Here is a 19,814-nt window from a genome sequence, read left to right as displayed (position 1 = left end):
GAGGGCGCATCGAGCCGACACACGACGGTGGCCTTGGTCGCATTCTTGCTGCACTCTGGTGCGGTTTCGCGACCTGCCCCACGCGCCGAGCGGCCTTCCGAAGACCCGAGATCCGGGCGGCGTGGTCAATATGGCTTCCGGAACTCGTTCATACGGCAGGCCAAAGGTGGCATTCGCGATCGTCGCGAAGCGGCGACACCCTGGGATCGACGACTTGCAGTCGTCTTCTTCCACCGGCTATCGGCCAGCGAGGTCGGCTCGACGCGACGATCCCGCAAACCGCGCCGAACGTGTTTTGGCCGGACGGATCAACGATCCCTGGCTTTCACGAGGAGGCTGCAAGACATGCGCGGACTGAATCGAATGAGCAGCAAGACAAGGATCCGTGGCTTCACCCTGATCGAGATCATGATCATCGTCGCCGTGATCGGCATCCTCGCCGCCATCGCGCTGCCGGCCTATCAGGACTATACGGTTCGCAGCAAGGTCAGCGAGGGGCTCGGCTTCGCCTCGGCCGCGAAGGTTGCGGTGGTGTCTGCCTACAGCAACACAGGCTTGCCGGGGAGCAATGCCGAGGCGGGACTGTCCGAGGCGGGCGATTTCGAAAGCCAGTACGTTGAGTCGGTCAAGATCGAAGAAGGCGGCAATATTCGAGTCACCTTCAACGACACCATCCCGCAACTCACGGGCAAAAGCGTGATGCTTGCTGCGACGGAGCGCGGCGGTGCGATCGATTGGTGTTGTTACAGCGAGGATATCGAAGCGCGGTATATGCCGGCGTCTTGTCGCGATGCAGCCCAATGCGGCAGTACCAAAGGCGGAAACGGCGATACGAAATGTCCGCCGCCACTAACCCCGACCGGAGAAAGCGGTATGTGCAAACTTCCAGACGGCCAAGATAACTGCCCAGACGGTTGGAGTCGCACAGGACAAGGACGAAACTGCAAAAAAAGCGGTTGACTCGGCTGAAAAAAGCAAAAATTCAAAAAAACACAACGTGTAGGCTGGAGTAAACTGCGTACCCCAATGGGGCGCTCGCGCTTTGATCGTATCGATAGGTAGGTATCAGCGAGAGCGAAGTCCACAGAGGCATACTTCAACACTGGTGGACTGCGCTGACCTTGCCGACCTACCGCTCTTACTGCCATCTCGGATGGGCGGGGTTGCAAGTGAAACCTACGCGGCGTCTTTAGCCAGGCCGTTGTGCCGAGCCGTGCGACGCACCGCCAACCGTCGCTGTGCTTCCTGCCGTTAGCACAACCATACACGTATGGAATTTTCCGGAGATCTCCTCAGGTCTTTTCCTGTAATTAGGCGATTTCCGGGAATGATCATCCCGGCCGTGCGTGTTGCCGATGCTTACCGGGCGACTAAAGTCGCCCCTACATGTTGGTCGATGCTTTCCCGGAAATCACCTTAAGCACATGCCGGCATGTCGTGCGAATTCACTCGCACCTGCAGCTCAGCGCGGTTTTGGGGACCGTCAGGGCAAGCCCGCACTCTCAAGCCGCCAGGTCGGCGGAAGAAGACGACTGCAAGTCGTCGATCCCGGGGCGTCGCCGCTTCGCGGCGATTGCCGGCATCGCTTCGAGTCGGTCGGATGCAATGCCCAACCAGCCGAGCCGCGCTTACGGTAGATGCCGCAGGCTCCACGCGGATCCGACGAATGCCGCCCGAATGATTCGTTTTACTTTCTTAAACCGCGTCCTCCACGGACCTACTGGAATCCACCAACGGCGAATCCCGCTCAACCCAAGACCGTCGCCAAGGGGACGCGGTTTAAGGCGATTTCCGGGAATGATCATCCCGGCCGTGCGTGTTGCCAATGCTTGCCGGGCGACTAAAGTCGCCCCTACATGTTGGTCGATGCTTTCCCGTAAATCACCTAAGTGCATGTGGGCGACAACCGTATCCGCTGATTCTCCCGCGGCTCGGCCCAGATGACCAAGCGGCACTCGTTGAAGCCGAGTGTATAGACCAGCAGATACTGACCCGGATCCACGGTGAAGGAAAACGCCTCGTCGCGACCGATGCGATAGATCTCCCGGCCGTCGAGATCGACCCGCATGGTGGCGAACCAGCCGGCCAGCGAGCCGTCTCGATAGAGCGTGATGTTTGCCGCTTCGGATGGGTTCGTCACGGTCGGCAAATTGCCCGACTGCCCACCCGTCGCACACCCCGCGATCAACGCGACGCTCGCGAAGGCGCCGATCAAACCAAGCCTGACACTGCTCATTTCGGTACCCTTTCCGTTTGCTCGTCCGGCCCGGACTCAATCCCGATCCGGGTCCGAGATCCCGATAGGTGCGCGAGGCCGAGTCGGCGTTATCCTTCGGGGAAATTCGCCGGCGATCTTCAACGCCGCGCAACGCGTCGGGATCATGCACGCATGCCCGGCGCAAGGTCAAAACCAATCGACCGGAGTCAGGCAGATGAACAGCACGCCGTCGGGGCACGACACGCCGCCCCTCATCATGGGCATCCTCAACGTGACGCCCGACAGTTTTTCCGACGGCGGCCTTTACTCGGAAACCGCCGTTGCCGTGCAACATGCCCTCGCGATGATCGACGAGGGCGCCGACATCATCGACATCGGCGGGGAGTCCACACGGCCAGGCTCGCTGCCCGTCCCCGCCCCGGAGCAAGAGCGCCGGGTGCTCCCGGTGATCCTGCGCCTGCGCGAATGCGTACCGAGCAGCACCCGAATCAGTATCGACACCACCTCCGCCCGGGTGGCCGAGGCCGCGCTCGACGCCGGTGCCGACTGGATCAACGACACCTCCGCCGGACGCGACGATCCGGCCATGCTCGCCCTGGCGGCGGATCGAGACGTGCCGATCGTCTTGATGCATCGTCAAGGGATGCCGGACGCCATGCAGCAGAACCCGCGTTATACGGACGTGGTCGCGGAGGTTCGGGGCTTTCTCGCCGAGCGTATCGAAGCGGCCTTGGCCGCGGGGATTGGGCAGGACAAGATCCTGATCGACCCGGGCATCGGATTCGGCAAGACGATCGAGCACAACCTCGCGCTCATGGCCGGGCTGGGCGAGCTGGTCCGCCTCGGGCCGCCCCTGCTGCTGGGGGCAAGCCGAAAGCGCTTCCTGAGCGCCGTCTGCGGGGAGCCGGACCTTGCCGCCCTCATGCCCGCAACCTGCGCGACCACGACCATCGGTGTCCTGGCCGGCGTGAAGGTCTTGCGGGTGCATGATGTCGCCGGCAACCGCCAAGCCGCGGACGTGGCCTGGTCGATCCGCTGCGCTCGGGGCTGAAGTGCGGGGCTGTGATCGCACCGCGCGCCAGGTTCTTCAGGCTGCGGAATCGTCCCCCGGAACACCGCGACGGCCGATCTCTCGGAGATGCCGGATGCGGGCAAGCTCGAGATCGTCAATGGCGAACGCCTTGCCGAACCCTTTCACGTAGCGCCCGCGCTCCGGATGCAAGCGCAGAAGATGAAAGTCCACCAACGCGCGCAAGGTCTTGACCAGACCGCCGAAGCGGGTCTCGAACAGGTCGAGGACGCCTTCGTACCCGTCTCTGTCGCGCGCGATCTCCTCGACCCGGCACTGTAAGGTCAGACGTCGACGCACGAACGGGTGCGCAGCCCTTGTCTCGTCTTCGATGAAGAGCACGCTGACTCGCCCCGTTTCGATCAGGTTGGCGGTGTGGGTCGAGAGCGCGCTGACGAAGACGTAGAGATCGCCTTCCACCTCCAGATAAGGCGCATAGCTCGCGTCGGGTTCGCCGTCCGGACCGCAGGTCGCCATCGCGAGTGTCGAAAACCCGGCGCGAAACAGCCGAAGCTCCTCGTAGACCGCATGGAGATCGGGCGAGGAGGATGGTGCGTCGGTGCTCGGCTCGCTGGACATGGTCCGGGTGTCACTCGCGCGTGGATGCTTGATCGACGTGGCCGAGGCTCGCCGGGGCGGTCGCGGAAACGGGCTAAGGCGATTTCCGGGAATGAGCATCCCGGCCGTGCATGCCTCCAATGGTTACCGGGCGACTAAAGTCGCCCCTACATGTTGGTCGATGCTTTCCCGGAAATCACCTAAGCTCAATCGCCGATCGGGCGTCTCGCCCTGGAACGCTCGGGGAATCAAGGGCAGAATCGCCCTGCGGAGGGTGCAGTGATCGCTGCACGACCGCATCGCTCGGAACGATCCATCCGAACCGAGACTCGCGTCAAGCGCCGATCGGCCGGCCGAGCTCGAATTCCATCGCCCTGGAGACTGCCCGATGTCGCTGATCCGTCGCACTACGCTCACGTTCCTCATGCCATGCCTAGCCTTCATCGTCGGCGCGCAGACCGTCCTCGCCGGGGCGCCCGAAGGCCGGGATGAGACATCGAGCCTGCACATCATCGGCGAGCTGAGCAACCTGGCCCGCATCGCCCTGCCGCCGGACGCCCTCGCGATCGTCGAGCTCATCGACCCGAGCCTGCCGGGCGGGCGCTCGGTCGCCGAGCAGAGGATCGCGCTGGACGGCCGCCAGGTCCCGATCCCCTTCGCGCTCGTGGTCGAGCGCGCGGCGCTGCTCCCGGAGCAGACGTATTTCGTCCGCGGCGCGGTCCTGTCCGGTGGTCCGGCGACGTGGATCACCGACGAGGTGCCGCTCGATCCTTCGGTCGAGTCGCTCGATCTCGGCACCATCCTGATGCGACCCTACGAGCCGATCCCCTTTGCGAGCGAGATGGTCTGCGGGGATCAGCCGATCCGTGTCGGCTATCTGGAGGATCGCATGCGCCTTCAGGTCGGCGATCGGACATTCGATCTGAGACAAGCGGTCTCGGGCTCGGGCGCCCGCTATGAGGCCCTCGCGGATCCGACCACCTCCTTCCGGGGCAAGGGGGAGCGCGGGATGCTCGAGATCGCGGGCACGGCCTATCCGGAATGCCTCCCGGTGGAGACCACGACGACAGGCTTTCGAGCGACCGGCAACGAGCCCTTTTGGAGCCTGGAGCTCACCGATAAGCGCGTCGAGCTGACCACGGATCTCGGCGAGACCCGGATCAATGTCGCACTGACCGAGCAGGAGCTGCTCGAGGACGGGCGCCGCTATCGCAATCTGATCGAAGACGGCGACCTCGTCGTCAGTATCTTCGATCGGCCCTGCATCGACACCATGAGCGGCATGCCGCACCCCGCAAGGGTGGAGATCCAGCTCGACGACCGCAGGCTCGAGGGCTGCGGCGGGGACCCCGCCACGCTGCTTCAGGGACCCGAATGGGTGGTCGAGGACATCGGCGGTGGCGGTATCATCGATCGTTCCCGCGTCACGCTGAACTTCGGCGCCGACGGCCGTCTGTGGGGCCGGGCCTCCTGCAATACCTATCAGGGCGACTACAGCCTCACCGGCGAGACGCTGACACTCGGGCTCTCGGCAACGACCATGATGGCCTGCGCGCCGGCCTTGATGGATCAGGAGCGCAAGGTCCTCGATCTGCTTGCTCGGATCAGAACCTTCGAAGTGGATCCTACAGGCGCCTTGATCCTGAAGGCCGACGACGGGCGGACCCTGTTGGCGCGTCGCGGTTAAACCGCGCCCGCTGCGGTATGCGTCGTTTGTGGGATTGGCTTGGCCGCGCGAGCTCCGACAACCCTCGGAGCTGGCGCGGTTTAAGGCGATTTCCGGGAATGATCATCCCGGCCGTGCGTGTTGCCAATGCTTACCGGGCGACTAAAGTCGCCCCTTGTTGGTCGATGCTTTCCCGGAAATCACCTAAAATGTTAAACGGAAAGGATCTTCGTACCTGCGAGGGCGCTAAATGAATTCGCTCCCCACAGGTCAGCGGGGCGTGGAAAGCGTGAATGCGCCGCACACGTCGCCCACCTCGTAGCCTCGCGCCTGATCCTCGGGATAGGCCTCCGCGAGGGCCGCGCTCACGTTGGCATTCACGATCGTGCCATGGCACGAAAGACAAAGCTGAACGGTCGGAATCGCCTTCATGAAGCGGAAGCGACTGCGGTCGTCGGAGTCCACGACCTCGGCAACCGTCATGGTCGCGATATCCTCGCCGGCCACCTTGCGCTCGTCGAACCGAAGCAGCACCGCGCGCTCCCAATCGTCGGGGGCGTTCAATTCGGCGTTGCGGAGTTTCAAACTCGTGCGGCCCACCGTCCAGCCGGACTCCTCGGAGATCTCGACCGCGATCGCGGGTGCACGCTCCCGGCAGACCTTCACCGCGTTCTGAGGGCCTCCCTCCGTCATTGCGGCCTTCAGCTCTTGTTGCAGCGTCGTCCCGAAGCGCTCCACCAGCGCCTTCGCCTCGGCGAGCCGGGCATCCTGCCCGCCTTCCTGCGCAAAGCCGGCGGTTGCCGCAAGAATCAACGGAAACGACTCGGCTTGCTGCAGGGCAACAATCATGCGGATAATGTGGGTTTCGTGACGCCCTGACAGAGAGTGAGTCGACGATGACGACCGCAGAACGGCAATTATTGAGCGGTGACGACGCGGTGGCCTTGGCCGCCCTGCATGCGGGGGTGCGCCTCGGGACCGGCTACCCCGGCACGCCCTCGACCGAGATCCTGGAGACCTTCGACCGCCTCGGCGGGCGTGCGCAGTGGTCGCCGAACGAGAAGGTGGCCTTGGAGGTCGCGCTCGGTGTCGCCTTCGCCGGGGCACGCACCCTGGTCACCATGAAGCACGTCGGGCTCAACGTCGCGGCCGATCCGCTCTTCACCGCGACCTACACCGATGTCGAAGGCGGCCTGGTGATCGTCTCCGCCGACGATCCCGGCATGGCCTCCAGCCAGAACGAGCAGGACAACCGCCACTATTCGCGCGCGGCGGTGATTCCGACCCTCGAGCCGATCGACTCGCAACAAACCTATGACTTTACCCTGCTGGCCTTCGAAATCTCGGAGCGCTGGAAGATTCCGGTCCTACTGCGGCTCACCACACGGGTCTGTCATTCCAAGACCATCGTGGTGCCGCGCGCGCCGGTCTCGGATGTGGCGGAGCCCGCTTTCGAGCGCAACATCCCGGCACGCGTCATGATCCCGGCCTATGCCAAACCGGCACATCATCGTCTGCGTGCCAAGCTTGCCGAGATCGCCGCTTGGAACGAGGCCGAAGGCCCGATCCGGCTTGATGACGGGGATTCCAAGCTCGGGGTCATCTCGACCGGGATCAGTGCCGTGCATGCCCGAGAGGCCGCCCCGCAGGCGAGCCATCTGACCATCGGCATGACCTATCCGCTGCCGTTCGAGCGCATCCGTGCCTTCGCCGCGTCGGTGGAGCGTGTCCTCGTCGTCGAAGAAGGCGATCCGGTCCTGGTCGATGATCTGCGCGCCGCCGGCATCCAGGTCGAGGGCAAGCCCGAGATGTATCGTTTCAGCGAGCTGGACGTCGCACGCGTGCGCCGCATCCTGGCCGGCGACACCAGCCCGGAGACCGTCCTGCCCAAGGGCAAGCCGCCCGAGCTGTGTCAGGGTTGCGCCCATCGCGAGGTGTTCCAAGCGCTCGGGGAGCTCGAGTGTATCGTCTCCGGCGACATCGGCTGCTACACGCTCGGCGTGCTGCCGCCCTTCTCGGCGATGGATACCTGCGTCTGCATGGGTGCGAGCATCGGCGTCGGCTTGGGGCTGCGTCATGCGCTGCCCGAAGAGCAGGCGCGACGCGTGGTCAGCGTGATCGGGGACTCGACCTTCGTGCATTCCGGCCTCACCGGGATCGCCGAGATGGTCTATAACCCCCCGGCGACGGGTCATCTGGTGATGATCCTCGACAACGGCACGACCGCGATGACCGGGCTTCAGGAGCATCCGGGGACCGGACGCCTGCTCGATCACTCCACGACCAATAAGCTGAGCTTCGAGGGGATCGCGCGTGCCATGGGCGTGCAGAACGTGCACGTCGTCGATACGACGGACAAGAGCGTATCGCTGAAGGACGTCATCGCGGAGCTGCTCGCCAAACCCGAGACCTCGCTCCTGATCACGCGCCAGCCCTGTGTTCTGGCGGCGCCCAAGATCCGTGTCTACGACAAGGCTGCGGCCGAGTCGGCTCGGCAGCACAGCTGCGCGGCTGCCGTGACGGCCTGAGCCCGGGTCCGTCGGGTCAGGCTTCGCCGACCCGACCGACGCGTCCTCGATTCCGATTGGAGAACACGAATGCAAAAGGTGAAGAACATCGTCATCGCCGGACTCGGCGGCCAAGGGGTCCTGACGGCCTCCGACATGCTGGCCGAGGCGGCGTTTCGTGCCGGATTCGATGTGAAGAAGAGCGAGCTGCACGGCATGAGCCAGCGCGGCGGCTCGGTGAGCAGCGACGTGCGCTACGGCGAGCAGGTCATGAGTCCGATGGTGCCGGCCGGGGAGGCGGACGTCCTCCTGGTCCTGGAAGCGACCCAGATCGAGATCAATCGCCACATGCTGAGCCCCGGCGGGGTCCTGATCGATCCGGGCCTCCTTTCCGAAGGCACACTGAAGAACAAGAAGAGCCTCAATGTCGCACTGCTCGGCGCCGTCTCCACGGTGCTGGACATCCCCCAAGAGCACTGGATGGCGGCCATCTACGCCAACCTCGCGGAAAAGCTCCATAAGGTCAACGACCAAGCCTTCGCTCTGGGTCGCGAGGCCGCGCTCCAGGGCTCGATCGCTCAACACTGAGAGGACCACCATGCTGACAGAGCTCTGGAACGACGCCGAGGGCGGATTCCACCCGGCCAGCGCGCCCGATTTCCTGCCGGAGACGGCGCTGAAGCAGGTGCAGCTGCGACGGCTTCGCGCGGTCGTGTCGCTTGCCTACGACAACGTCGCCCTGTTTCGCGCCCGGTTGGAAGAGCGTGGCCTAACCCCGGACTCGATCCAACGGCTCGAAGACATCCAGCAGCTCCCCTTCACGGTCAAGGCCGACCTGCGCGACACCTATCCCTTCGGCCTCTTCGCCACGCCCATGAGCGACGTGGTCCGGCTCCATGCCTCCTCCGGCACCACCGGCAAACCAATCGTCGTCGCCTACACCCGCGAGGACGTCGGCGTCTGGTCCGAGGTCATGGCGCGCACCCTCGCCTGCTGCGGGCTGCACCGCGGCGACATCCTGCAGAACGCCTTCGGTTACGGACTCTTCACCGGCGGTCTCGGCGCCCACTACGGCGCGGAGGCCCTCGGGGCGACCGTCGTCCCCATCTCGGGCGGCAACAGCGACCGTCAGATCATGCTGATCCGCGACTTCGGCGTCTCCGCGCTCTGCTGCACCCCGAGTTATTTCACCTATCTGATCGAGCGGGCCGCGGAGCTGGGCGTGGATCTGCGCGCGCTGCCCTTGCGCGCCGGCATCTTCGGGGCCGAGCCTTGGACCGACGGGATGCGCGATCACATCGAGGCCGCCGCCGGCATCAAGGCCTACGACATCTACGGCCTTTCCGAGATCATCGGCCCCGGCGTGGCGAGCGAATGCTCCGCCCAGCAGGGCCTGCACATCTTCGAGGATCATTTCTATCCCGAGATCATCGACCCCGAGACGGGCGAGACATTGCCCGACGGCGAAGAGGGCGAGCTGGTGCTCACCACCCTGAGCAAGAAGGCGATGCCGATGATCCGCTACCGCACCCGCGACATCACCTCGCTGATCAGCGAGCCCTGCGCGTGCGGGCGCACCATCCGGCGGATGCGGCGCATCGGACGACGCTCGGACGACATGTTCATCATCCGCGGCGTGAACGTCTTCCCGTCCCAAGTCGAGGCGGCCCTTCTGGCGGTCGAGGGCACGCTCCCGCACTACCAGATCATCCTCACCCGCGATCAGGGTCTGGACCAGATGTCGGTCGAGGTCGAGGTCACGCCCGAGGTCTTCAGCGACAAAATCCGCGCACTCGAGGACGTGCGCGCACGTCTCGCCAAGGCGATCGAGCACATCCTCGGCATCCGCGTCGGGCTACGCTTGGTGGAGCCGCGCAGCATCCCGCGCAGCGAGGGGAAGGCGAAGCGAGTCATCGATCGACGCTGAAGCGCGTCCGCTGAACCCGATCGGATGAACCTGCCCCTGACAAAACCACTCAAGCACGCTGAACACCACGAGGACGCGAAGCATGAAACTGCAACAACTCTCGCTCTTTCTCGAGAATCGTCCCGGACGCCTCGGTGCGCCGCTGGAGACGATCGCGAAGGCAGGCATCAATATCCTGACGCTCTCGCTCGCGGATACCGCCCAGTTCGGCATCCTGCGTTTGATCGTGCGGGAGTGGGACAAGGCCAAGCAGGTCTTGGATGACGCGGGTTGGGTGGTCAACCTGACCGAGGTGGTCGCCGTCGATGTGCTCGACCGGCCGGGCGGGCTGGCCGAGGCGCTCGCCGTGCTGGAAGGCGCCGGACTGAACATCGAGTATATGTATGCCTTCTCGGTGCGGCGCGGCGACAAGGCGATCCTGATCTTCCGCTTCGAGGATCCCGATCGGGCGATCCAGGTTCTGCTGGAGAAGGGGTTGCATGTGGTGGATGGGGATGAGCTGCTGAGTGTGGTCTCCTGCTGAACCGCGTCCCTTTGGGATATGCACTCTTGTCGGTTGGGGTCGCGCTTGCGTGAGTCTGCGGCCGCGGTGGCGGACGCGGTTCAGGATGTTCGATCGATTGCGGGATGATTTAATATCGAGCCTCGGCACGGCAGGTTCCGCGCCGGGGCACACTTATCAACGGATCGAGGACTATGGCCGCGCAGACGCATGAGGCCCATCGGCACACCGAGCACCGCATCTGGGATCCGGATGCCGAGACCCTGCCGCGCGACGGCATCGAGGCGTTGCAGCTGGAGCGTCTGCGCGAGCTGGTGACGCGGGTCGCACGGGTCCCCTTCTACCGCGACCACTTCGCCCATCGCGAGATCGGCCCGCACAGCATCCGCTCGCTCGCCGACGTGCGTCGCTTGCCGCTGACCACCAAGGACGATCTGCGTCGTCAGCATCCCTTCGGGTTTCTGGCTGTTCCGCGCAAGGCGCTGGCACGCATCCACGGCTCCTCCGGCACGACCGGGCGACCCACCTTCGTCGCCTATACCGCTCGTGATTTGGAGACCTGGTCGAATCTCTGCGCACGCTTCCTGGTCGCCGGCGGACTCAGACCCGAGCACACGGCGCAGGTTGCCTTCGGCTACGGACTCTTCACCGGCGGCTTCGGACTGCATTACGGCATCGAGCGGGTCGGCGCGGCGATCATCCCGGCGGCGGCAGGCAACACGCGTCGCCAGATCGAGATCATGCGCGATCTCGACCCGGAGGTCCTGATCTGCACCCCGAGCTACGCCCTGACCATCGCGGATTCGGCGCGCGAGCTCGGCATCGATCCGCGCTCCCTGCCGATCCGCTACGGCCATTTCGGCGGCGAGCCCTGGACCGAGGACATGCGACGCGAGATCGAGGATCAGCTCGACATCGCCGCCTTCAACAATTACGGGCTCTCCGAGGTCATCGGTCCCGGCGTCAGCGGCGAGTGCCCGGAGCGCACCGGGATGCACATCCAGGAGGATCATTTCCTCATCGAGTGTCTGGACCCGGAGACCCTGGAGCCGGTCCCGGAAGGCGAGCCCGGCGAGCTGGTGATCACCACGCTCACCCGCGAGGCGATGCCGCTGATCCGTTATCGCACCCGCGACATTGCCCGCCTCTACCGCGAGCCCTGTGACTGCGGGCGACGCACGACACGCATGAGCCGCGTGACCGGGCGCACCGACGACATGCTGATCATCCGCGGCGTCAACGTCTTCCCCTCCCAGATCGAGGAGGCGCTGCTGCGCGTGGAGGGCACCACGCCGCACTATCTCATCGAGGTGTCCCGGCCCGGCACACTCGACGAGGTCCACGTCAAGGTCGAGATCCGCCCCGAGCTGTTCTCCGACCGGATGGATCGCATGCAGGCGCTGTGCGAGCGCATCAGCCGCGAGATCCATACGGTCGCCGGCATCCGCGCCCATGTCGACCTGGTCGAGCCGCGCAGCATCGAGCGTTTCGTCGGGAAGGCCAAGCGGGTGCTCGACCGACGCAATCTCGGCGAATAGCCCTATCCCGACGCGCGCTCCATCGATTACCCTGTTTGCGCGTTTGGGCGCCTGCACCGTCGATTCGGGGCATCGAAAACAATCCAGTCACCGCAGAGGAATAAGCATGATGAATCAGCAAGGCTCGAGCATCGGGCGTCAGCCGGTCATGACCCGTCGTCTCGGGCTCGCCCTGGCGTTGGCGGCGCTGCTGCCGGCGTCTGCCGCGATCGCGGACGCCGAGGGCTACTACGTCGAGACGATCAATCGCAGCTCGGGTGCCATGGGCGAAGCGGCGAGCGAAGACCTGTCCAAGACCTACCTGGCCTACGACAAGATGAAGGTGGTCAACGAGGGACCCGACGCCACCGACATGATCATGGATCCGACGGCCGGAACCATCGTGTTCATCAATCACGCCGAGAAGCAATATCTCCCGATCGATGTCAAGTCCGTGATGGAGAGCATGACCGGCCCGGCCGCCGAGCAGATGCGCGCCATGATGGGCGAGATGACCGTGACGGTCGCAGCGACCGGCGAGAGCAAGAAGATCGGGGACTGGGACACCAAACAGTACCGGGTCACCAAGACCGGCATGATGGGCGTGGATCAGGAGATCTGGGCGACCGAGGACGTCGACCTCGACGTGACCCGCTACACCGACATGATGAGCCTCTCCGGCCCGGGCGGCATGCTGGCCAACTCGCCGGCCGGCATCGCCCAGCGTGAAGAGATGAGCAAGATCAAGGGTTATCCCATCCTCACCAAGACCAAGATGGAGATGATGGGCACCGCGATGGAGACCGAAACCGAGGTCACCGTGATCCGCAAGGAGGCCATCCCTGCCGACATCTTCGAGATCCCCGAGGGCTACGGCGAGCGCGATATGAGCATGCAGATGCCTCCGCCGGGAAGCGGACACCCGTAATCCTCCGAGGACCGCTCAAGCGCGCATCGCCCGACTTCGGGCGTCCACACCCCGACCGAGCAACCTCGAGGGTTGCCTTCGGCCGGGCCTCGCTCACCCCCGCATAAGCCCTGATTCGGACCGAAGCGTCGATCCGAAGCAAGAACAACGTCAAGATTCGAGACGCGTCAGGCGCGACATCCGCGGATGCCGCGCCTATCCCGCAGACGCGCGTCAGTTGGTCAGTGCGCGCTCGCGCTCCTCGAGCTGCTCGAAGAGCTCCAGTACCCAGATCACACGACCGCCCAGGCCCGCAGGGGCTTCGGCGTCTTCTTCGCTGGAGCGATGGGCGGAGTAGACCACGGCGTCGACCAGAAAGCGGGTCTCGTCGAGCGGTGGAGCGCTGACATAGCGCGGCGACAGCACGGCGGTCCCGAGGATCGGCGCCAAGAGCTGCACCTTGCGGCTGCCGGGCACCACGGCACGCCGAGAGATGGAGTCCAGACCCTGACGCTCGACCTGACGACCGATCTCGGCATAGAGATAGCGCGCGGCATTGATGCCGGCGCGGCAGCCCATCGGCAACCCGGCGATCCCCGCATCGGAGCGCACATAGAGCGTATCGGCCGCGCGCAGCAGACGCCCGATCACGCCGGCGATGGCGTCGTTGAAGACGGGTTCCTTCAACCATGCCTCGGGATCGATCCCTGCCTCGCGCATCCACGACATCGGCAGATAGAGACGGCCGTTGCGGGCGTCTTCTCCGACATCGCGGGCGATATTGGTCAACTGCATGGCCACGCCGAGATCGCAGGCACGCGCCACCAACTGCGTGCTGCGCGCGCCCATGAGGGCCGCCATCATGGCGCCGACAGTGCCGGCGACCCGCGCCGAATAGTCGTAGACACCCGAGATGTCCTCGAAGCGCCGACCTTCGGCATCCCACTCGAACCCTTCGAGCAGGGCCTCGAGCAGTGCCTTCGGGATCCCGAAGCATCGGACCACGTCGGCCAGGGCGCGATCCGTGTATTCATCGATCGGCTCGCCGTCGTAGATGCTGTCGAGACGGTGGTGCAGCTCGGCCAAGGCGCGCGTCTGTGCGCCGGGCTCGTCGCCCGCGCAATCGATCGCATCGTCGGCGATGCGACAAAAGGCGTAGAGCGCGATGGCCGGATCGCGAATACGCTGAGGCAAGAGGAAGGAGGCCGCGTAGAAGGAACGCGAGCCGGTCCGCAGCAGTTGGCGACACGCGGCGAGGTCCGCCGCGCTCGCATGATAGGTCTTAAGCATAGGTTGAGGCATCGGGTACCACCGTATCGAGAACACGGGCCGACGACAGGACACCGGGCACACCTGCACCCGGATGCGTCCCCGCACCGACCAAGTAAAGGCCATTCACCTCTTCGCTCGCGTTGTGCGGTCTGAACCAGGCACTCTGCAAGAGGATGGGCTCAAGACTGAACCCGGCCCCGTTGTAGGACAGAAGCCTGTCCTGGAAATCCCGCGGCGTCGTGACGAGCGAGGCGACGATCTCGTCTTCCAAGCCCGGCAGGACGGTTTCACTCAGATAACGTGCGATCCGTGCCCGGAAGGACTCGGCTTCCTTCTCCCAGTCGACATCGCCCTTTAGGTGCGGAACCGGGGCCAAGACGTAGAAGGCGTCGCAACCCTCCGGTGCCAAACCCGGATCCGTCGCCGTCGGGCGATGCAGATAGAGACTGAAGTCGTCCGCCAGTCGCTTGTTCTTGAAGATATCGTCCAGCAGCCCTTTGTAGCGTGGGCCGAGCAGGATCGTATGATGGGCGACGTCGGGATACTGGCGCTTGGTGCCGAAATACCAAACGAAGAGCCCGTTGGAGTATTGGGCGCGGTCGATCTTCTGATCCGTCCAATGACTGCGATGCTCGGCCGGCAAGAGGTAGCGATAGGTCCAAGCGGCGTCTGCGTTGGACACTACGACCGGGGCGTCGATCGTCTCGCCGGACTTGAGCCGTACACCGGTCGCCGTGCCGTCCTTCACCAGGATCTGCTCGACCTCTTCGCGGTAGCGAATCGTTCCGCCTTGGCCTTCGATGAGGCTGACCATCCCGTTGACGAGCGCACCCGTACCGCCGATGGCCGAGTGCACGCCCCAGTTACGCTCGAGGAAGGAGATCAGCGTGTAGATCGACGTCACCGAGAAGGGATTGCCGCCGATCAGCAGCGGATGGAAGGACAGGACCTGGCGGATGTAGGGGTCTTTGATGTACTTGGAGACCATCGCATAGACGCTGCGATGGCTGCCGAGGGTGATCATGTCCGGGACGATCTTGAGCATGTCGGTCCAGGAGTTGAAGGGCACGTGGCCCAACTGCTCGAAGCCGATCTTGAAGATCGCCTGGCTGTGTTCCATGAAGCGATCGTAGCCCTCGACGTCGCGCGGCGAGAACTTTGCGATCTGCGCCTTCACGGCATCCGCGTCGCCGTTGTAGTTGAAGACCTTGCCGTCGTCGAAACGGATCCGGTAGAAGGGATCCATCAAGCGGATGTCGATCTCCTCGGAGAAGCTGCGTCCGCACAGCCCCCACAGCTCGTCGAGCAGGAAAGGCGCGGTGATGATGGTCGGACCGGCATCGAAGGTGAAGCCGTCGATCTTGTGGACGTAGGCACGCCCGCCGGGCGCGTCGAGACGCTCGAGCACGGTGACCTGATAGCCCCGAGCGCCCAGGCGAATCGCGGCGGCCAACCCGCCGAATCCGCTGCCGATGACGACCGCATGCGGCTTGCCGCGACCTGAGTTGTGCTCGGAGACCTGCGATGTCGTGAGTGTCAAGTCTGCATGACCTTCTGTAATGTCAATGTTGATTGACATTATAGCAAGAACCGGCGTTTGTCAGCCCCTGCCAGATCAAGTCGGAGCCAAACTCGTGATGCGGTCGAACCGGCAACGCACCCGCGGTGCGATCCGCTCGGCTCATCGCGTCCTACACCTAGGGAACGATTCAAGAACAACCGAGACACGTAGGATGGGTAGAGCGACAGCGAAACCCATCCAGCCCGCGCCAAGGGCATCGGACCGAAACCCGGCAACGCGCGGGTTTGGAAGATGGGTTTCGCTGCGCTCTACCCATCCTACACGTTCATCAATCCGCAAGACCCAGCCGGTCAGCAAGACCCTTGACCAGATCCGCAACCTCCGCGGGACGCTCCTCGTGGGCGAGGTGCCCGAGACCCGGCAAGGAAATGACCTCCGCACTCGGCAGTCGCTCGCGCACGCGGCGGGCCTCGGACGGGGACACCGTCAGGTCACTTTCTCCGACGACCAAAAAGAGCGGCGGCTCGAGACGGTTCAGCTCGGGGGCGAGCGCGGCGAGATCCCAGTTGGCCATCATGGCGAGGCTGGCACCGACATGCGAGGGATGGCGGACCAGGCGCTGATAGAGGTCGATGCCGGCCGGCTCCAGGGTCGAGCCGGTGCTCTGGACCAGACGCTCGACCACCCGCCGGTCGGCGGCGCGCCGAGCGAAGAAACGCGCGACCAAGATATTCGCGGCCATCAGCTTGGCAGCGGGTGAAAAGAGGTGCGCCGGGAGTCCGCGCCAGGGCATGAGTGCCCCGTTGAGACTCACCAGACCGCGCGGATGGATGAAACCATCGAGCGTCATCCGGATCAGGATCGCCGCGCCGGCCGAGTGCCCGAGAACGAGATCGGGCGTGCAGTCGATCTCACGAAGAAGGGCGTGCACGGCCGCGGCCATGCCGGGCAAGGACATGCGTTTCGACGGCAGGGCGCCGGTGAACCCGTGACCGGGAAGATCGGGCGCGATGACGGTGAAACGATCGGCAAGCGCCGGGGCAAAGGCGCGCCAGGAGTGGGTCGCGGCACCCGTGCCGTGGAGCATCAGGAGTGTCGGCCCGGCGCCCATCTGCTGGACGTGCCAGCGCAGACCGCCGGCCTCGACGAAGCGGCTGGCCGCGCGATTCGGCCAGTCGCGACCCTCGATGTCCCAGCGCGGCTTATCGGCCATCGTGCGTCATCAGCGCGTTCTCGGACTCATCCCGCGGCACGCACGGCATGGGTCAGCGAGGTCGCGTCGGCATGCGGCAAGGGCAGATAGCGCGCACCCATCTCGACGGCCAGATCACGACCCTGTTGCTGCGGACGCGGCGAGGTGTCGATCACCAACGAGGTGATCTCGACCGAGCGCACCAAACGCGCCGCGGAGAGGGCATCCTCGTTGGCGCGCGCCCGCCCTCCGGTGCCGTCGCGCGCCACGTTGGCGCGACCGTCGGTCATGATGATGAGGATCGGCGTGCCGCCCCGGCGTTTGACCGAATCCGCGAGCATCATCCCCAGATCGATCCCGGACGCGAGCGGCGTCCCGCCGCCGCCCGGCAGGCTGGCCAGCGAGCGCTTGGCCCGGACCAACGAGCGTGTCGGCGGCAGCAGCACCTCGGCGAACTGACCGCGGAAGGCGACCAGTGCGACCCGATCGCGGCGCACGTAGCAGTCCGCCAGGAGCAGCTCGACCGCACCCTTGGCCTCGGCCAGACGATGCAGTGCCGAGGAGCCCGAGGCGTCCACGACGAAGATGGTCGTGGTCTCGGAGCGATGCTTGAAGCGGGTGATGCGGAAGTCGTCCTGACGGATCTCGATGCGGTTGGACTCGCCCCCGAAGCGCGCGATCTCCTCGCGACGCAGACGCTGCCAAGGTGCGGCGGCACGCAGTGTCTCGACCACGTTGAGACGCAGACCGGCACGCGGCTCGCCGCGCAGGACACCGGCCGGACGCCCGCGCAGGGGCGCATTCTGGACGGCGCCGGCCTTGCCCGTGGCACGGGCGCGCGAGCGGCGCAGCTTGCCGAGCTGGAGCTGCGCGAGCAGGTCCGCCGGGATCGCCGCCTTGGCGGCTTCGAGCACCTGATCTTCGAGCTCCTTCGGCTCTTGTTGATCTTCGCCCTTGTCCTGCTCCTGATCCGGCTCTTCGGGCTCGGGCGGAGGCGGCTCGTCCGGCGGCTGCTCCATCGGCGGCAACATGGTCGCGCGCGGTGCCAGCACCAGTCGGCCGGCGACGGCGAGATCCGCATCGGTAACCTCGGTGCGGCCGTCGAGCGCCGCGGCGGCGCAGGCCGCTCGGGCGGCAAAGATGGATGCACGCAGCGACGGGATGCCCAAGGCCAAGGCGGTACTGCAGAGCGCCTCGATCTGGGCCTCGCTCACGTCGATCGCGGGGAGCAGTGCGCGCGCGGCGAGGATCTCGTCGGCGTCGTAGTCGCAGGCGACCGCCTCGTGCACGCGGATGTGTGTGAGGTCTTGGTGGAAGGCGAGACGGTCGAGCAGGGCATTGAGCAAACCCTCGTCGTCGCCGACACCCTCGTCCAGCGCAACCACGGCGAACCGCGCCGGCGAGCGCATCGCCAAACCGTCGCGTTCGAGGACCACCTCGCCCGAGTCGAAGGCCATGGTGAGCCGTGCCGCGGTGCCGGCCGCGATCCGCTCGGCCATCGCCAGCTCCACGATCCCGCCGTTGGCCTCGACCAGCAGACCACGTTCGGCGACCGGTCGGCCGGCGCTCAGGGTTGCGGCCAGATCCAGACCGCCGAGCAGACGACCGTCGGAGACATGCAGCGGGATACGCCGCATCGGCGTGCCGGGCGGCTGCAGGTCGCGCATGATCGTCAGCCACTGATCGCGCACCGGGCCGGCGAGCGAGCGCAGCGCGACCCCGCCGGTTCCGACCGGGTCCACGGACATGAGGGCGGCCGCAAGGACGGCGTCCTCCCAGCGCGAAACCCCGGCCTCGCCGCGCGGACGCTCGGGCGCCGACTCAGGTATCGCCGCAGGATTACTCATTCCCCGAACAGCTCCCCGACCGCACGCTGGACGCGGCTGGTCGAGCCGGACTCGTCCAGCGGATCGCGGCGCAGCCGATGCCGCAGCGCGGAGGCGGCGACCTGAACCAGATGCGCATCCAGCACCACGGCATCGCCCTTGAGTGCAGCCAAGGCGCGGGCGGCGCGGATCACGGTCAGCTCGCCGCGCAGTCCGTCGGTACCCAGCTTGATGCAGAGCCGTCCTGCCTGCTCGAGGGTCGCGTCCGGGACCTCGACGGTCGGCAGAAAATCACGCGCCTTCTGGATCTGGCTGCGGACCTTGCCGTCCTGGCGCTTCCACTTCGCCACGAAGGCCGGCGGGTCGCGCTCGAACTCGTCGCGCAGGCGCACGACCTTCATGCGGGTCGGCAGATCCTGCGGGGTCTTGACCTCGACCGAGAGACCGAAGCGGTCCTGGAGCTGCGGGCGCAGCTCGCCCTCCTCCGGGTTGCCCGAGCCGACGAGCACGAAGCGGGCGGGATGGCGAATACTCAGACCTTCGCGCTCGACCAGGTTCTCGCCCGAGGCGGCCACGTCCAGGAGCGAGTCGACCAGGTGGTCCTCCAGCAGGTTGACCTCGTCGATGTAGAGGAAGCCGCGATGGGCTCGGGCCAAGAGTCCGGGCTCGAAGGCCTTCTCGCCCTTGGTCAGGGCGCGCTCGAGATCCAGCGCGCCGATGACGCGGTCCTCGGTCGCGCCGAGCGGCAGATCGACCACCGGCACCGGCACCATCCGGCTCTTCAGCGGACCTTTGGCGCGCTTGGTCCGGCACTCGGCGCAGAGCGCATCCTCGCCCGCCTCCGGGTCGCAGTTATAGACGCAGTCGACCGCGCGCATCTTCGGCAGAAGCGCCGCGAGACCACGAATCGCCGTGGACTTACCCGTCCCGCGGTCACCGAAGACGAGAACGCCGCCGATCGAGGGATCGATGGCCGCAATCAACAGGGAGCGCTTCATCTCCTCCTGGGCGACGACAGCGGAAAACGGAAACGGGATGGGCATACGCAGCGAACCTGGTTGCAGTGAGATTGAATTGCAGTGTGCTTGGGACCGAAGGATACGGGGCGCGACCCTAGCGCCCCGACTTCAG

The 19,814-nt window shown here is 65.5% G+C and carries 17 protein-coding genes; 9 read left to right on the top strand and 8 right to left on the bottom strand.

Annotation, left to right across the window (positions count from 1 at the left end; translation table 11 throughout):
- Positions 1–363: 363 nt before the first annotated feature.
- On the top strand, positions 364–960 hold the full coding sequence (locus KFB96_RS20390; RefSeq protein ID WP_213460890.1) for a pilin: 597 nt from the start codon (positions 364–366) through the stop codon (positions 958–960).
- A gap of 925 nt (positions 961–1,885) precedes the next feature.
- On the opposite strand, the gene KFB96_RS20385 is transcribed toward KFB96_RS20390, so the two are convergent.
- Positions 1,886–2,236, bottom strand: a complete 351-nt coding sequence (locus tag KFB96_RS20385) for a hypothetical protein (RefSeq protein ID WP_213460888.1) — start codon at positions 2,234–2,236, stop codon at positions 1,886–1,888.
- Positions 2,237–2,432: 196 nt separating this feature from the next.
- On the opposite strand from KFB96_RS20385, the gene folP reads away from it, so the two are divergent.
- The gene (folP, locus tag KFB96_RS20380; protein WP_213460886.1) at positions 2,433–3,269 is read left to right on the top strand and encodes a dihydropteroate synthase; all 837 of its coding nucleotides are present in this window, start codon (positions 2,433–2,435) and stop codon (positions 3,267–3,269) included.
- A 36-nt stretch (positions 3,270–3,305) separates the two neighbouring features.
- Here the strand turns inward: folP and KFB96_RS20375 are convergent, their stop codons facing one another.
- Entirely contained in the window at positions 3,306–3,866 is a 561-nt protein-coding gene (locus KFB96_RS20375) for a HugZ family protein (RefSeq protein WP_213460884.1), read from the bottom strand.
- Positions 3,867–4,233: 367 nt separating this feature from the next.
- Between KFB96_RS20375 and KFB96_RS20370 the strand changes: the two genes are divergently transcribed.
- Positions 4,234–5,532 carry an META domain-containing protein gene (locus KFB96_RS20370; RefSeq protein WP_213460882.1) on the top strand — a complete coding sequence of 433 codons (1,299 nt, stop codon included), beginning with the start codon at positions 4,234–4,236 and terminating at the stop codon, positions 5,530–5,532.
- A gap of 249 nt (positions 5,533–5,781) precedes the next feature.
- Here KFB96_RS20370 and KFB96_RS20365 read toward each other — a convergent pair whose 3' ends face one another.
- Positions 5,782–6,360 carry a DUF3365 domain-containing protein gene (locus KFB96_RS20365; protein WP_213460880.1) on the bottom strand — a complete coding sequence of 193 codons (579 nt, stop codon included), beginning with the start codon at positions 6,358–6,360 and terminating at the stop codon, positions 5,782–5,784.
- Positions 6,361–6,407: 47 nt separating this feature from the next.
- Between KFB96_RS20365 and KFB96_RS20360 the strand changes: the two genes are divergently transcribed.
- From KFB96_RS20360 to KFB96_RS20335, 6 genes are all read left to right on the top strand, one after another.
- Positions 6,408–8,039: a thiamine pyrophosphate-dependent enzyme gene (locus KFB96_RS20360; RefSeq protein ID WP_213460878.1), complete on the top strand. Its 1,632-nt coding sequence runs from the start codon at positions 6,408–6,410 to the stop codon at positions 8,037–8,039.
- Positions 8,040–8,108: 69 nt separating this feature from the next.
- A complete protein-coding gene (locus tag KFB96_RS20355) occupies positions 8,109–8,606 on the top strand; it encodes an indolepyruvate oxidoreductase subunit beta (RefSeq protein ID WP_213460876.1) in 498 nt (165 codons plus the stop codon).
- Between the two features lie 10 nt (positions 8,607–8,616).
- A complete protein-coding gene (locus KFB96_RS20350; protein WP_213460874.1) occupies positions 8,617–9,945 on the top strand; it encodes a phenylacetate--CoA ligase family protein in 1,329 nt (442 codons plus the stop codon).
- Between the two features lie 82 nt (positions 9,946–10,027).
- Entirely contained in the window at positions 10,028–10,468 is a 441-nt protein-coding gene (locus tag KFB96_RS20345; RefSeq protein ID WP_213460872.1) for an ACT domain-containing protein, read from the top strand.
- Positions 10,469–10,641: 173 nt separating this feature from the next.
- Positions 10,642–11,985, top strand: coding sequence for a phenylacetate--CoA ligase family protein (locus tag KFB96_RS20340; protein ID WP_213460870.1), 1,344 nt, complete (start codon positions 10,642–10,644; stop codon positions 11,983–11,985).
- 106 nt (positions 11,986–12,091) lie between these two features.
- Positions 12,092–12,892 carry a DUF4412 domain-containing protein gene (locus KFB96_RS20335; protein ID WP_213460868.1) on the top strand — a complete coding sequence of 267 codons (801 nt, stop codon included), beginning with the start codon at positions 12,092–12,094 and terminating at the stop codon, positions 12,890–12,892.
- Positions 12,893–13,105: 213 nt separating this feature from the next.
- Here the strand turns inward: KFB96_RS20335 and KFB96_RS20330 are convergent, their stop codons facing one another.
- The 5 genes from KFB96_RS20330 to bchI form a co-directional block, all read right to left on the bottom strand.
- A complete protein-coding gene (locus KFB96_RS20330; protein ID WP_300970610.1) occupies positions 13,106–14,161 on the bottom strand; it encodes a phytoene/squalene synthase family protein in 1,056 nt (351 codons plus the stop codon).
- Positions 14,154–15,683, bottom strand: a complete 1,530-nt coding sequence (locus KFB96_RS20325) for a phytoene desaturase (protein WP_213460865.1) — start codon at positions 15,681–15,683, stop codon at positions 14,154–14,156. The genes KFB96_RS20330 and KFB96_RS20325 overlap by 8 nt, the downstream gene beginning before the upstream one ends.
- A 310-nt stretch (positions 15,684–15,993) precedes the next feature.
- Entirely contained in the window at positions 15,994–16,878 is an 885-nt protein-coding gene (gene bchO, locus KFB96_RS20320) for an alpha/beta fold hydrolase BchO (protein WP_213460863.1), read from the bottom strand.
- Between the two features lie 26 nt (positions 16,879–16,904).
- A complete protein-coding gene (locus KFB96_RS20315; RefSeq protein WP_213460861.1) occupies positions 16,905–18,704 on the bottom strand; it encodes a magnesium chelatase subunit D in 1,800 nt (599 codons plus the stop codon).
- Positions 18,701–19,726 carry a magnesium chelatase ATPase subunit I gene (gene bchI, locus KFB96_RS20310; protein WP_213460859.1) on the bottom strand — a complete coding sequence of 342 codons (1,026 nt, stop codon included), beginning with the start codon at positions 19,724–19,726 and terminating at the stop codon, positions 18,701–18,703. The genes KFB96_RS20315 and bchI overlap by 4 nt, the downstream gene beginning before the upstream one ends.
- Positions 19,727–19,814 lie beyond the last annotated feature (88 nt).

The organism is Thiocapsa sp. (assembly GCF_018399035.1).
GTDB lineage: Bacteria > Pseudomonadota > Gammaproteobacteria > Chromatiales > Chromatiaceae > Thiocapsa.
The sequence above is the reverse complement of the archived record's forward strand: the minus strand, read 5'-3'. Positions and strand labels throughout refer to the sequence as shown.